At 51.7% G+C, this 14,534-nt stretch carries 14 protein-coding genes; 4 read left to right on the top strand and 10 right to left on the bottom strand.

What is annotated here, in order from left to right; genetic code table 11:
• Positions 1-93 precede the first annotated feature (93 nt).
• Positions 94-2,250, top strand: a complete 2,157-nt coding sequence (locus ROJ03_RS08260; protein ID WP_313726546.1) for an ankyrin repeat domain-containing protein — start codon at positions 94-96, stop codon at positions 2,248-2,250.
• A gap of 295 nt (positions 2,251-2,545) precedes the next feature.
• Positions 2,546-3,706 (top strand): Gfo/Idh/MocA family oxidoreductase, encoded by a 1,161-nt coding sequence (locus ROJ03_RS08255; RefSeq protein WP_313726545.1) that lies wholly within the window; start codon positions 2,546-2,548, stop codon positions 3,704-3,706.
• A 93-nt stretch (positions 3,707-3,799) separates the two neighbouring features.
• Here ROJ03_RS08255 and ROJ03_RS08250 read toward each other — a convergent pair whose 3' ends face one another.
• From ROJ03_RS08250 to ROJ03_RS08235, 4 genes are all read right to left on the bottom strand, one after another.
• Positions 3,800-4,528, bottom strand: coding sequence for a glycerophosphodiester phosphodiesterase (locus ROJ03_RS08250; RefSeq protein WP_313726544.1), 729 nt, complete (start codon positions 4,526-4,528; stop codon positions 3,800-3,802).
• A 26-nt stretch (positions 4,529-4,554) separates the two neighbouring features.
• Entirely contained in the window at positions 4,555-5,850 is a 1,296-nt protein-coding gene (locus ROJ03_RS08245) for a TRAP transporter large permease (RefSeq protein WP_313726543.1), read from the bottom strand.
• A 3-nt stretch (positions 5,851-5,853) separates the two neighbouring features.
• Positions 5,854-6,342, bottom strand: coding sequence for a TRAP transporter small permease (locus ROJ03_RS08240; protein WP_313726542.1), 489 nt, complete (start codon positions 6,340-6,342; stop codon positions 5,854-5,856).
• Between the two features lie 103 nt (positions 6,343-6,445).
• Entirely contained in the window at positions 6,446-7,459 is a 1,014-nt protein-coding gene (locus ROJ03_RS08235; RefSeq protein WP_313726541.1) for a C4-dicarboxylate TRAP transporter substrate-binding protein, read from the bottom strand.
• A 248-nt stretch (positions 7,460-7,707) separates the two neighbouring features.
• On the opposite strand from ROJ03_RS08235, the gene ROJ03_RS08230 reads away from it, so the two are divergent.
• Positions 7,708-8,772 (top strand): LacI family DNA-binding transcriptional regulator, encoded by a 1,065-nt coding sequence (locus ROJ03_RS08230; RefSeq protein WP_313726540.1) that lies wholly within the window; start codon positions 7,708-7,710, stop codon positions 8,770-8,772.
• 61 nt (positions 8,773-8,833) lie between these two features.
• Positions 8,834-10,108, top strand: coding sequence for an MFS transporter (locus ROJ03_RS08225; RefSeq protein ID WP_313726539.1), 1,275 nt, complete (start codon positions 8,834-8,836; stop codon positions 10,106-10,108).
• Positions 10,109-10,110: 2 nt separating this feature from the next.
• On the opposite strand, the gene ROJ03_RS08220 is transcribed toward ROJ03_RS08225, so the two are convergent.
• The 6 genes from ROJ03_RS08220 to ROJ03_RS08195 are packed head-to-tail and all read right to left on the bottom strand — an operon-like array spanning position 10,111 to position 14,476.
• On the bottom strand, positions 10,111-10,581 hold the full coding sequence (locus tag ROJ03_RS08220) for a hypothetical protein (RefSeq protein WP_313726538.1): 471 nt from the start codon (positions 10,579-10,581) through the stop codon (positions 10,111-10,113).
• Positions 10,582-10,597: 16 nt separating this feature from the next.
• Entirely contained in the window at positions 10,598-11,701 is a 1,104-nt protein-coding gene (locus ROJ03_RS08215) for a 2Fe-2S iron-sulfur cluster binding domain-containing protein (RefSeq protein WP_313726537.1), read from the bottom strand.
• 10 nt (positions 11,702-11,711) lie between these two features.
• Positions 11,712-12,305: an NADH:ubiquinone reductase (Na(+)-transporting) subunit E gene (locus ROJ03_RS08210; RefSeq protein WP_313726536.1), complete on the bottom strand. Its 594-nt coding sequence runs from the start codon at positions 12,303-12,305 to the stop codon at positions 11,712-11,714.
• Entirely contained in the window at positions 12,305-12,910 is a 606-nt protein-coding gene (locus ROJ03_RS08205) for an NADH:ubiquinone reductase (Na(+)-transporting) subunit D (protein ID WP_313726535.1), read from the bottom strand. The genes ROJ03_RS08210 and ROJ03_RS08205 overlap by 1 nt, the downstream gene beginning before the upstream one ends.
• 1 nt (position 12,911) lies before the next feature.
• Positions 12,912-13,505 (bottom strand): FMN-binding protein, encoded by a 594-nt coding sequence (locus tag ROJ03_RS08200; RefSeq protein ID WP_313726534.1) that lies wholly within the window; start codon positions 13,503-13,505, stop codon positions 12,912-12,914.
• Positions 13,502-14,476: an RnfABCDGE type electron transport complex subunit D gene (locus ROJ03_RS08195; RefSeq protein ID WP_313726533.1), complete on the bottom strand. Its 975-nt coding sequence runs from the start codon at positions 14,474-14,476 to the stop codon at positions 13,502-13,504. Before ROJ03_RS08195 ends, ROJ03_RS08200 begins: the two co-directional genes overlap by 4 nt.
• Positions 14,477-14,534: the final 58 nt, after the last annotated feature.

The following is a 14,534-nucleotide window of genomic DNA, read 5'->3' as shown; positions in this document are numbered from 1 at the left end:
CCCTCCTTGCAAGGTATGGAAATTGACACCATCCCAACCTTGGGCAATACTGAGGCTGGGATGGTTCCTTCCTTAGTGGGATGGAGGTTATACATGAAGAAGTCTGTTGTTCTCCTGGGACTCTTGCTTACCCTATCGGTTCTTTCTGCCTCCGGGGCAGGGGAGCTCTTCAATTCTGGCAACGCTGAACAGGTTGCAGCCTCGCTGACCTATGGGGGAACCGCACAAAAGGAATTCTCCCCCCTCTTTCTGGCAGCAAGCCATAACCCCGACCCTGAGGTCATTACCGCCTTTGCCACACTTGGATATGACATGCTTGAACGAAACAAGGATGGAATGACAGCCCTCATGGCTGCAGCAAAGGAGAATCCCAACCCACAGGTTGTCAGGGCCCTGCTCAACGCAGGCATCGGCATTGATGAAACGGACAAGTTCGGCTGGACTGCCCTCTACTTCTCCCTCAGGTACAATGAGAACCTGGAGGTTAGCCGGGCCCTGCTTGAAGCAGGTGCCAGCCTTTCCCTGCAGGATGACTTTCAGTATTCGCCCTTGCTCATAGCCCTGATGTATGGCGACGGTGGACACAAGGTGGCTCTTCTTCTCGAGTATGGAGCCGACCTGGAGGAGAGGGACAGCGATGATCGCACCCTGCTGATGAGTGCTGTCGACGACTTGGTGGATGAGGGGACTGTTGAGGACCTCCTTCGTTTGGGCGCCGATGTGCATGCCACAGACTATCTTGGCTGGACAGCCCTTGTGCATGCAGCCAGATACAATACCTCCCCTGAGGTGATCAGGAGCCTGCTCGCCTATGGCTCCGATCCTTTTGCCCGCACGGGTGCCAACTGGACAGCCTTGCTCTATGCCCTTAGTTATAACCCAAACTTTGAGGTGGTGAAACTGTTGCTGGAAAGTGGCGAAACCTCGTACGAAGACGGCAGTCCCCTCATATATGGGGCTTCAAACTCCCCCTTTGGCGATATGATTTCATCCTTGGTCGAGTATGGGTTCCCAGTGGATGAACAGGACTCCTTTGGGTGGACTGCCTTGCTCTATGCAGTGAGCAATAATTCAGTCACGGATTCTGTAAAGGCCCTCCTGGACCTTGGTGCTGTTCATGAGAGTAGCGAGTATGATGGCCTGACAGCTCTGATGTATGCAGCAGCAAACAACACAAATCCTGATATGGTCGCATTTCTTGTAGATGAAGGTGAGGATATCGCTTTCTATGATGATGACAATTGGAATGCCCTCCTCCATGCAGTAAATTCCAACAGCAACCCCGAGGTTGCCGCCAGGCTGCTCTCCCTGGGAGCCAAGCACGACCCATCGGTCCAGGATGGTATGACCCTGTTGCATTTTGCCTCATCGAACACCAGCTATCCAGAGATGATCGAGTGGCTGCTGAGCATCGGGGAGGATCCCAATGCCAAGGATGACTTTGACTGGACCCCTCTGATGTATGCTGCGGCCGACAATCCCAAGTATGAGATTTTCAGGACCCTCGTGCAAAATGGTGCAGCCTATGAAAACAATGACGGCATGACAGCCCTTATGCTTGCTGCCCAGATGAACAGGGCAACAGAGGTAACCCTTGGGATGCTCCGTGATGGTGCATCTGTTGATGTAGTCGATAAAGATGGAATGGGCGCCTTGGAGTATGCGGTAGTCTATCTCAATGATGAGGTTGCAGACATCCTACTCGATTGGGGAGCTGACATAAACCACAGAAGCAATGATGGCTTTACCCCGCTCATGCAACTGTTGCTCTACTCCTACAATCCAGAAGAGCTGACCTTCTCCCTGGACCGGGGCGCTGACGTGCTGGCAAGGACCAATGAAGGGAAGACCCTTCTGATGCTGGCCGCTGATAACTCCCTGGGCATGGGGTTCATCTATACCCTGGTTGAAGCCGGTGTGGACCTCAGGGCTCGTGATATCGAAGGCAAGACTGCCCTGATGCACGCCTTGGAGAGTGACAATGCCTATGAGGTGATCGAATACCTCATCCTGGAAGGTTCTTCCCTTACAGCCCAGGATGGAGAGGGGCGAACTCCTCTCATCTATGCCTCTCGCTATGTAACGGATCCTGACATCATAGACCTGCTGCTTGACCAGGATGCCGATGCCTGGACCAGTGATTACGAGGGGCTTACAGCGTTTGAGTATGCGAAGGAGAACTCTTCCATCGCCTATACAAAGCAGTATTGGAGACTCAACGACGAACAGTTCACCGATTGGGACTGGTAGGGGCGTAAGCCAGTCAGGAACATAAACAGGAAGGCTCCACCGAAAGGTATGGTTCATGACATGAAGCCGTAGGAGCCAGTGGATTCCATCAAACCCCAAGGAGAGCCTTGGGGTTTGTTTGTAGTTGTCTGGTATCTCCTATCCAGCCCAGGACAATGCGATGCTGGAAAGCAAATCTTTTCCCATTTGATGAATCTGACGATGTTGTGTATACTCAGGAGGCTTTCAGCCCGGATGGAGCTCTCCCCCTTTTGCCTGACCATGGCATTGGTATCGAACTATAAGAGGAATCAGAATGGCAACACATGCAATCATTATCATTGGAACCGGAGCAATAGCGCGGGTGCATATCGAAGCGTATAAAGAGATGGGAAACTGCCACATCGCCTGTCTTTGCGACCTGTTCGTGGACAAGGCAGAGAAGATGATCGAAGAGATGGGTCTTGCTGGGGCCGTGGCGTTCAAGGATTACAAGCAGGCCCTCAAGATGGTCGATGCCGATATTGTCTCGGTCTGCCTCCCTCCAGGGATGCATGCCCAGGTTGCCATCGACGCTCTTGAGGCTGGCAAGCATGTGCTTGTCGAGAAGCCCATGGCGACCAGCCTGGAGGAGTGTGACCAGATGATCGAGGCGGGCAAACAGAGTGGCAAGCTTCTCTCCATCGTCTGCCAGAACAGGTTCAAGACCCCAATGATGAAGATGAAGAGCCTCCTTGACAGCGGGGTGATAGGGCCAGTGAGGTATGCGAATGTGAACTCCTACTGGTGGAGAGGCCAGAGCTACTACGACCTGTGGTGGCGAGGGACTTGGGAGAAGGAGAGTGGCGGTTGCACCACCGCCCATGCGACCCACCACCTCGATCTGATGCAGTGGCTGCTTGGCATGCCCACTGAGGTGACTGCAGTCATCACCAACATGGTCCATACCAATAGTGAGTGCGAGGACCTCTCCATGGCTATCTTCCGCTATCCTGACAAGATGGCACAGCTTACCGCAACCTTGTTGATGCATGGCGAAGAGCAGTCGATGGTTTTCTCTGGTGACAAGGCGAGGGTTTCGATCCCCTGGTCCGTACAGGCCAACAAGGAGTTGGACAATGGGTTTCCTGTTGAGGATGGGGAGACCAAGCAGGTTGTAGAGAACTTCTATGAGGCTTTGGCCGAAGTTGACCTTGAAGGCCATCCTGGACAGATCAGGAACTTCATCCGTGCCATTGAGGGGACGGAGCCGCTTCTGGTAACAGGGGAGGAGGGAAGGAAGACCATCGAGCTGATCATGGCCATCTACAAGTCCTCGGTAACGAAGGCTCCGGTAGAGCTACCCCTAGCGAAGGATGATGTATTCTATACCAAGGCTGGTTTTGTCTCCCAGATGCCCAGGTTCTTTGAGAAGAAGCGGAGTGTCGAAAACTTTGCTACAGAAACGATCTCCCTGGGAAGGGATGTCGGAAAGTAGGGAATTCTGTAGGAAGTCTCTCTTTACACACCAGGAACCCTTCCAATTGGATGGGTTCCTGGTTTTAAGGGCAGTATTTGTTTCTATTTGTTCCTAGTTTTTGCTCATGATCCAAGCTTTGCACACCGAGGGGTAGTTGGTGAAGATGCCGTCACAGCCCCACTCATGGCACTTCTCCAGCTGTCCCATGGTGTTTATTGTCCAGACATTGGTCTTGATCCCATGGGCCTTGCACTCTGCAACTGACTCTGCCGAGACATTGCCAAAATAGGGGTGGAAACTTTCAAAGCCGAATTTGTCGCAGAAGTATCCTGCATTGACCAGACCCGAATCGGGAACCAGTACCCCACAGGGGATGGAAGCGTCCAGGGCCTTTGCGTTGGCGATGGAGAGCAGGTTGAAGGAGGAGAAGAATACCTTCTCCTGCAGCTGATGTTTCTTGAGGATGGCAAGGGTCTTCTCTTCGATCTCCTGGTAGTAGATGACACTTGTCTTCAACTCGATGTTGGTGACCAGGTCTGTCGACTTTACCCAAGTGCAGTACTCATCGAAGGTGGGGATCGGCTCAAACTTGGTGAGGTCCTGCCACAGTTGCGCAGCGTTGAGCTTCTGGAGTTCACACAGGGTAAAGCTTGAGACCAAGCCCTTGCCATTGGTTGTGCGGTCCACCAACTCATCATGGATGATGACCACCTCCCCGTCCTTGGTAAGCTGGACATCGAGCTCTATCCCATCGCTTCCTGCTTCCAGTGCCTTTCTGAATGCCAACATGGTATTCTCAGGGTAGGCTCCACTGTACCCTCGATGTGCATATACTTTCATATGATGTGACTCCTTGCTAGGTATTGTTACGCGACCCCATAGAGCAGGTTAGGCAGGATGAGGGAGATTGCCGGAATGTAGGTTATCAAGAGAAGGGCTACCAGCAGGGCTATGATGAAGGGGATCGACTCCCGTACAAAGTCCTGCAGCTTGCAGTTGGTGATGCTGCAACAGGTGAACATCATCGACCCAAATGGTGGGGTTATCCCCCCTATCATGATGTTGACGATACAGATGAGCCCGAAATGGATGGGGTCGACCCCGAGTCTGGTTACTACCGGGACCAGCAGGGGAGCCAGGATGATGAGAGCCGCCCCGCCTTCGAGGAACATTCCCATCACCAGGAAGAGGATGTTGATGATCAACAACATCACATATTTGCTCTGGGTAATGTTCAAGAGAAGGGCTGTCAGATGCTGTGGTATCTGCTCCCAGTTTAGGTAGTAGCCAAAGACCGAGGCAGAAACGATGATGAGCACTACTGTGCTTGTACCCAGAATGGTCTCTTTCAATACTGGGATGATATGCTCCTTGCCCAATTCCTTATAGATGAACTTGCCGATAATGATACAGTAGAATACGGCAACCGCTCCAGCCTCCGAGGGGGTAAAGATGCCAATTCTCAGTCCCATGATGATGCCAAAGGGAAAGAGCAGTGCCCAAATGGAGTCAAAACCTTGTCGGAGCATCTCTTTTGTACCTGCCTTCTTCTCCCTGCTGGGCTTGTAGCCACGCTTCTTGGAGATGATGGCCACGGCAACCATGAGACAGGCTGTCATCAGGAAACCGGGAAGATACCCTGCTGCAAACATCCTTCCTACCGACGCACTGGCGATCAGTGCATAGATGATGAGGTTGATGCCTGGGGGGATGACAGGGGTGACTGCTGATGAGGCTGCAGTGATGGCAGTGGAGAAGGCCTTGTCGTATCCTCGTTTCTCCATTTCTGGGACGAGCATCTTGCTCTGCATGGCCGCATCAGCGTTGGCAGAGCCAGAGACTCCACCCATGAGCATGCTCAACAGTACGTTGACCTGGGCAAGGCCTCCGGACATATGGCCGGTAAGGACGTCTGCAAACTGCATGAGCTTCTTGCTGATGCCGGCGTAGTTCATGATGGATCCGGCCATGATGAAGAAAGGGATGGCCAGGAGGGGGAAGGACTGGGTGCTGGTAACGAACTTCTGCAGCAGGAGGTCCACCGGAGAGCTGTTGTCGATGATGGCAAAATAGAAGAGCGAGGCACCAAACAGGGCATAGGCTATCGGGATGCTCGAGAAATAGAGGATGAAAACCAAGATTGATGGCAAATATGACAACATAGCTTATACCTCTCCTTGAATGGGTCTGGGAGTCTTGCAATCCCGGATGAGAAAGACGACTGAATAGAGGGTCATAAGGCCAAAGCTTACCAGCAAGGAAGAGCTGATGAAGGCTGTGGAGATATTGAGCACCGGTGTTGGCTTCTTGTAGGAGTGGCTCAGATAGATGACAGCTATATAGGTGATGTATCCGTTGATGAGCAAGAGGATGAGGTCAACGACGATACCAATGATTTTCTTTGCAGTTGGTGGACACATGTTGACGATCATGTCGACGCCCACATGGATCCTGAATTTGTATCCGGCAGCAGCGCCGAGAAATACGCTCCAGACGAAACAGCCAGTTGCCACTTCCTCGGACCAGAAAATGCCCAGGTTGAAAAAATAGCGTAAAACGACATTGAGCATTACCAAGACGGTAGTCACGATGAGAAACATGCTTGCAAAGATGATTTCAAAATTGGAAACGAATTTCTTGAGATTTTGGTTCATTGGCTTTCACCTCCTTTGGATATGATATAGGCCGACCTTCCTGCACGCAACCATCTTCTGGGAGGATTGCGGCAAGTGGCCGGCCTACGATGGACGGAGCTTCTTACTTGTTCATTTTTGCAAGTTCAGCCTGCAAGGTATCGTAGATGCCAGGGGTGACACCCTTCATGTTGGCATATACAGGACCTGCGACTGCTGCAAAGGCAGCGTTGTCAACTTCATTGAACTTGTTGCCCTTGGCTTCCAGCATTGCCTTGGTCGCTTCATAGTTGTTGGCGATCTCGGTATTCATCTGGGCAGCACCTGCTGTAAACTCTTCCTGGATGATCGTGCGATATTTTTCTGGAATGCTGTTGAACAGGTCGTTGTTGATATAGACACCACAGGTTCCGAGGAAATGCTTGGTGAAGGCCATGTTCTTGGCAACTTCAGCACTACCGTTGGATCCATACGCATCCATGGTCCCTTCCAGGCCGTCGACAACACCCTGCTGTACTGCAGAGATGGTTTCGCTGAACGGAAGTGGGGTTGCGGTTGCACCCATTGCATTGATGGTGTCAATGAACAGCTGGCTTCCAGGGGTGCGGATCTTCATGCCTTTGAGGTCTTCTGGCTTGGTGATGATCTTGTTGGTCTTCAGGTTGCGGAAGCCAAAGATGTAGTCAAGGGCAAGCACCTTTATGTTATGCTTCTCTTCCAATTCCTTGATCATGTTCTTTACCAGAGGGGTCTTGATCATGTACTCATAGGCATCGAAGGAGGTGTACAGCATCGGGCCGACCAAGGCGTTGAAGTCTGGGACATAGTCTCCAAGATAGGAGGGGTCCTCGACGGAGATGAACTTTGCACCACGTGCAACCTGTTCGACACCGTCCTTATAGACAGCAAGCTGTCCCTGAGGATAGTGCTGGATCTCAATGGCGCCATTGGTGCGGGTCTTGATGTTTTCTACGACAATGTTCAGGGATTTGGTTAGCTGTTCATTGGGTGCGAACACGTGGCTCATCTTGAGAACAAGCTTGTAATCCTTGTCAGCAGGAGCTTCTTTTGCACCCTGTGCCATCAGCGGTGAAAGGGCCAGAACAAGAACCATGAGAGCAAAAAGTACCTTTTTCATTCTTTCCTCCAGAGTTTCGTTAGGGAATATATTTTTCAACAGTTTTCAACAGTTTTTTCCATATATTCACTAACGATTTTTTTTCAGTGTACGGGAAGAATCTCTACTTGTCAAATTTAATTTCTCTTTGTTTTCTAGCAGGAAAAAAAGTTACCTATTCTTATATGGGATAAGTTCTGATTTTTGTTCTTGCATTTGTTGTTGAAAAGTGTTTAACTTTAATGGAAGTCAGGCAAGGAGTATCCAGCATGAGTAAAAAGAAGGTCACCCTGAAGGATATTGGCGATGCAGCAGGTATCTCATCAGCAAGCGTATCGATGATTTTGGCAAAAAAGAGCCTCTCACGGTTCTCTTCCGATACTGTCGATACCGTATACGCCTTGGCGCGGGAACTTGGATATGAGAAAAAGAGCGGCAAGTATGACAAGAAGGTATTGGCCATCGTCTGCCCCTCGGTCATGAACCCCTATTTTGCGACCATTATCCAAGGTATGGAGCAGGAGGCCTCTCTTCGTGGTCTTGATACCATGCTGTTCACTACCTATTGGGATACCGAGAAGGAAAAACGGATCTGTGAGTTTGCCAAGGATCCCATGGTGGGCGGGGTGGTCTTTGCCATGATCCCCCAACAACCTGACCTTGTCCGGGAACTCAACAAGAGTGTTCCTGTAGTTGCCGTTGGGGACAAGCAGAATGAACTGGGCCTCGATACGGTCGATGTGAACAACTTTACCGCAGGCTCCTTCGTCGGAAAGCACCTTTTGCAACTTGGGCATAGGAAGGTTGCCTATGTGTCGACGAGCCTCAACTCAGAGCACAGTGCACGTGTACGGAGGTATGAAGGGCTCAAGGCTGAGTTCAGGCTTGCTGGCAGCGGAGCCAAGCTCTCCCTTTTTACTTCTGAAGTTGCTTCTTCCACCGAGCTCAATACCGTCGACATCGAGCACCAGACAGGCTATGAACTTGCCAAGCGTTGCATTCGGGAGACTCCTCAGGTGACAGCGATCGTGGCTATCAACGACATGGTTGCCTATGGGGTGATCGATGCCATCCATGATGCTGGGTTCTCCATTCCCCGCGATTACAGTGTCTGTGGCTTTGACAACATCTATCCATCTTCCTTCCGTGGGGTAAGCCTTACGACGGTGGAGCACTATATCATCCAGGTCGGGCGTAGTGCCATCCGGCTCATATCCGACAAGATGGCCAAGAAACCGCCGGTTGAGGTGGATTCCGGTGCCGTCACCCGGGTGGAATACCGCAGCCGCCTCATCATACGCAACTCGACAGGGGAGCCAGGACCGAGAGGATAGTGTTTGCATTTTGTTGATTTGGGAGTAGAATGCTCTCCAATATTGATAGAGGGTAGAGCGGATGGGCCACAAAGAGAAGGTACCTCAGATCTTTGAGAAGAACATGCAGTACTTCAAGTTCTGTACCTACGGGTTTCTGAAGAACCTGCAGTTTTTTGAACCGTTCCTGTTGTTGATTTTCTTGAGTAAGGGGCTTTCCTATGTCCAGATCGGGGCGCTCTATGCGGTAAGGGAGATCAGCATAAACATCCTGGAGATCCCTTCAGGGGTGATGGCCGATACCATGGGCCGGCGCATGACCATGGCCCTCTCCTTTCTCTCCTATATCCTCTCGTTTTTCCTGTTCTATGCGGTCTCTTCATACGGCCTGCTCTTTCTGGCCATGATAGCCTTCGCCTTTGGTGAGGCCTTCCGCACCGGAACCCATAAGGCCATGATCTTTGAGTATCTGGACAGGCAAGGGTGGAACTCCCAGCGCACCTACTACTATGGGCATACCCGTGCCTGGTCCCAATGGGGCTCGACGGTTTCTGCAATCCTGGCCGCAATCCTGATATTCTGGCGGGGTTCCTACAAGGCTGTGTTCTTGTTCTCCATCATTCCCTATGTGTTGAATCTGCTGTTGATCGTCTCCTACCCCAAATATCTGGATGGAAGGCATCAGGCCAACGGGGAAAAGATCTCTGAAACCTTCCTTGTGGTGTTGCGGTCCCTGTTTTCCAGCATGAAGAACCCCAAGACGATGAGGACCATTGCAAACCAGGCGCTCTATAGCGGGTACTACAAGGCGTTCAAGGATTATTTGCAACCACTACTGAAGACGTTGGCTCTGAGCATCCCGATCCTCCTGAATTTGGAGGACCAAAAAAGAACAGCCCTCTTGGTGGGGCTGGTATATGCCATCATGTACAGCTCCACGGCCTTTGTCTCCAGCAGGTCTGGAAAGTTTGCCCAACGGTTCGGACAGTTGGCGACACCACTGAACCTAACTATGCTGCTGGGGATAACGTTGGGGGTGTTGAGCGGGTTTTTCCTCCATCTAAGCTGGGTAACCGTTGCTGTCGTTCTCTATTTGGGAATCTACATATTGGAGAATCTGAGAAAGCCCATGGGCATCACCTATGTAAGCGAGCGGATGTACCAGGACTCCCTGGCCTCTGCCCTGTCGGTGGAGTCCCAGGCCGAATCCCTGTTTGCTGCAGCCATCGCCCTGGCCCTTGGCTTCTTTTCGACCCTGTTAGGGGTCGGGTTGGGCATACTGGTTGTCTCAGCCATCTGTTTTCTGCTTGCACTGCTCCTTTGGCTGCCCAAAGAAGCAGATGGTTCGCAGAGGTGAGCCTACTCTTCCTCTTTGGGCACTTCCAGGATATCGATGAGATCTTCTGGTTCGAGCCTGAAGGGGGAGCCTTTGCCTTCAAAGAATCCATAGTCGGCGATGAAGTGGATGTGTAGGTCGGTGTAGACGATAGTCCTTTCCTTCACCTTGTTCACTACGGTGGTGTTGACCTTTCCGTACATGTTTGGACCTCCGAAAGGGGAGGGAAGCAGTCCACGGACGGTCTCAACCTTTACCTCAAACCTCTCGTCGATGGTGATGAACTGACCCAGGCCTGTAAACCCAAGTTCCTTGAACCATTCCATACGGCTTGCAATGGCCTCATGGGTGGTCCTATGCTTGCTTACTGTCAGGGCGTCACTTGCAATGATGTCAACCAATTTCCTTTTGTCATCTCCCAAAAAACCATCGAGGGTGATGACGCCTTTCTTCATCTCTTGCTGTATCTTGTCGAATTCAGGTGTTTGTTTCATCATGAGCTCCTTGGGGTCAGAATTTGTCGTAGAAGACGTTCTCGGGAGGGACTTCCAGCTCGTGGAGGACCTTGATACATGCGTCGATCATGCCAGGGCTTCCGCAAAGGTAGGCTTCGCTGTTGGAGCCTTCTGAAACCATCCGCCTAACCACATCGGTGATGAGACCTACTTCCCCTTCCCATTTGTCCTCAGCCTGAGGTTCGCTCAAGGCGGGTACGAAGGTGAAGTTGGGTATCGTCTTTTCAAGGGCCTTCATCTCATCAAGGAGGAAGAGGTCCCGTTTCGATCGGGCACCAAAGAAGTATGTTGTCTTTCGTGTCGAGCCTTTCTTCTCCATATCGAGCAGCATGCTCTTGATGGGGGCCATCCCCGACCCTCCGGCGATGAAGATGATGTTCCGTTCGGTATCCCTGAGGTAGAACTCTCCATACGGGCCGTTGATGATGACCTCATCCCCTTCCTTGAGGTGCTTGTGCACATAGGTGGTGCAGATTCCATTGGGAACGAGACGGATCTCCAATTCCACATGCTTGCTGTCTCCAGGAGGGGATGCCATCGAGTACGCGCGATAGACACTCTCGTCGGAGTCCTCATACTCAGGTACCACGAACTGTATGTACTGGCCAGCCTTTGTCGATATCTCAGTGGGATCCTTCAGGCTGAGGGTGACCTGCTTGATGTCATGGGTGAGGTCCTTGATGCTTTCCACCACCGTAGTGAACTCCTTGACGAGGAAGAGTTCCTCAGGAATGACGATGGCCACATCGGTCTTTACCTTGACCTGGCAGGAGAGCCTGATGAGCTGTTTTCGCTCTTCGTCGGAGATGAATGGTAGTTCTGTAGGAAGATAGTCTCCTCCTCCCGATACAACCTTCACCTTGCACAGTCCGCAGGAGCCTCGTCCACCACAGGCGGAGGGGATGAACACCCCTTCCTGGTTGAGGGCGCGAAGCAGGGGTTGCCCACCATCGACCTCCAATACCTTCGACCCATCATTGATGGATATCTTGACTGTTCCATAGTTGCCTATCGTGGCATCAGCGATGACCATGAGGATGGCCAGGAAGACTGAGAGGAGGCTGATGATCCCAATGCTTATCAGTAGTGTAATTACCATCATATGCTCCTTACGATAGGGCAATCATGCCAGAGAAGCCCATGAATGCCATGGCCATGAATCCGGCAATCACCAACGTTATGCCAGGGCCTTCAAGCCCTGGGGGTACTTTGGCGTTTTTCAGTTTCTGCCGGATGCCGGCCATTGCAATGATGGCGATAAACCAGCCTATTCCGCTTCCTAGCCCGAAGAGGAAGGAGGTGAAAAGTGTGTACTCCCGGATGACCATGAACAGACTCGCACCAAGGATTGCACAGTTGACGGTAATGAGGGGCAAAAAGATTCCCAGGGATTGGTAGAGGGGTTCGCTGTATCGCTCGATGACCATCTCGGTAAGCTGTACAAAGGCTGCTATGACGATGATGAAGGCAATGAAGCGAAGGTAATCCAACCCAAAGGGAATGAGCAGATACCGGTAGACGAGCCAGTTCAGGGGTGTGGTGGTTGCCATGACGAAGATGACGGCAGCCCCTAGGCCCAGTGAGGTCTTCAGCTCTTTGGAAACAGAGAGGAAGGAACACATCCCCAAATAGTTGGTGAGCAGGATGTTTCCGGTGAAGATTGAGGCAAAGAATATGGCAAAGGGCATGATTGATTCATTCATTACTTGGCCTCCTTCATGATAGTTTCGCGAATGACCCAGATGAAGATCGCCAGCACGAAGAATCCTCCAGGGGGCATGATCATGATGGACCAGTTTGTCCACCAGGATCCCAGGATCCTGTAGCCCCAAAGGCTACCGGTTCCCAAGAGTTCACGGACAAAGGCGATGACCAGTAGCACGTAGGCATATCCCAACCCGGAGGCAAGGCCATCAACGAGAGATAGCATCGGCTTGTTCTGCAGGGCAAAGGCCTCGATACGACCCATGACGATACAGTTGGTTATGATGAGCCCGACGTAGGGACCGAGTTGCTTCCACATCTCAGGGTAGTAGGCCTTCAGCACGATGTCGACGATGATGACGTAGGTTGCAATGACCATGGTCTCCACCATCATGCGGATGCGTGAGGGGATATGGTTGCGAAGCAGCGATATCGTCCAGCTGGAGAGGGCTGTGGTAAACATGACACCCAAGGTCATCACCATGGTATTCTGCAGCTTGTTGGTTACTGCCAGGGTAGAGCAGATCCCGAGTATCTGGACAAAAACAGGGTTGTTTTTGCCCAAGGGTTCCATAAAGGTTTTTTTCATCAGTTTCTTGGCCATCTCACTCTCCTCTAATGATGCGCTGGGCATCGGCTGCAGAACGGTTCACTAGGTTTCTGAAATACTCTGAGGTACGGGTAGCTCCTGTAATGGCATCCACTTCATTGGCAAGGGCGCTGGTGCCTTCCTCCACCAAGGTGAACGGTGGTTGCTTGCCCTTGAACTGGGCAGTAAACCACGGCTCCTCGATACGGGCACCTAAGCCTGGGGTCTCATTCTGACTTACGATTGCAAGCCCTGCGAAGGTCTTGAGATCCTCCTCGAACCCTACCATGATGGCGATGGTTCCCCAGAGGCCGGGGCCCTGTACGGGGATGATGAAGCGCTTGCCTTCAGTGCCATTGGCAATATAGTAGCCTTTTTCGACCTCAATACTGTCAGTATAGGTCTTTTCGATTCCCGCAGTGGTGTTTTCATACTGCAACCCACCAGCATCGAGGATGGCCCTACGGGTGAAGGAGAGTTCGTTTGCCTCGGCCTTGTCCAGCGTAGTCAGATAGAGCCCTGATGTCACGAGAATACAGAATACCGTTGTAGATACCATGAATACCAAGGGGTAGAGGCGTTTGTGGTAGAATGTATCCTTCTTTTTCATGCTGCACCTCCCTGGGTGGCTTTCAGCTTTTTCTTTGCCTTGATACCCTTAAGGATGGTGTCGAGAAGGGGAGCGAACATGTTTGCCAGGAGGATCGCAAAGGTGACTCCCTCGACCCAGGTTGAGAAGGTGCGTATCAGGACGGTGAGGATGCCGAACATCGCCCCATAGATCCATCGGCCGGTATCGGTCGACTGGGAGGCAGAAACAGGGTCTGTTATCATGAAGAAGGCGGCAAAGAGGAAGCTTCCTCCCAAAAGTGCTGCCATGGGGGAGGCCACTGCCTGGAGGCCGTTCTCCGTAGAGATTTGCAGTCCCGTAGCCCAGAACACCGTCTGCAGCAGGAGAAAGGACCCTATCGAAGCGACGACGATTTTCCAGTTGGCCGTCTTCTTGTAGAGGATGAACAGGCCCCCTAGCAGGATGAGGACAGCACTTGTCTCTCCAAAACTACCGCTGGTAAAGCCTAGGAACATATCCAATAGGGGTACGTTCTTGGTCAACAGAGGGGTAGCTGCCGAGACGCTGTCGGCGTGGGTAATCCACGAACCAAATCCGGCAGGAAACCAGCCTAGGCTTGTTGCATTGCCAATGAACCTTGCAGTCATGGGGACCCCAAAGCTGATATAGACAAAGGCTCGTGCCGTGATGGCGGGGTTGAATATGTTCTTGCCAAAGCCACCGAAGATCATCTTGCCGAAGATGATGCCAAAGGCTATGCCCAACGCCGCTATCCAGAGGGGTATGGTCGGAGGTAGGGAGAGTGCGAAGAGGGTACAGGATACGAAGAGGGATTCAGTGATCTTGTATCCATATCGCCTGGCCATGAGCCATTCACACAAAAGTCCTGTGGCCCCTACTACTACCAATACGGCGATGAATCGCCAGCCGAAAAAATAGGTTGCTGCAAGGCATAGTGGTGCGAGGGCATATAGGACATTACGCATTGCTTGTTGTTTTTGGATTTTCACGGTTCCTCCTCTTACTATTTTTCAGTATAAGGCAAGATTTGCAGAATGTAAAAATTAT

Origin of the sequence: Sphaerochaeta sp. PS (genome assembly GCF_032144095.1) — a bacterium.
Lineage (GTDB): Bacteria > Spirochaetota > Spirochaetia > Sphaerochaetales > Sphaerochaetaceae > Sphaerochaeta.
Note: the sequence above shows the minus strand (reverse complement) of the source record. Positions and strands in the feature narration are given on the sequence as shown.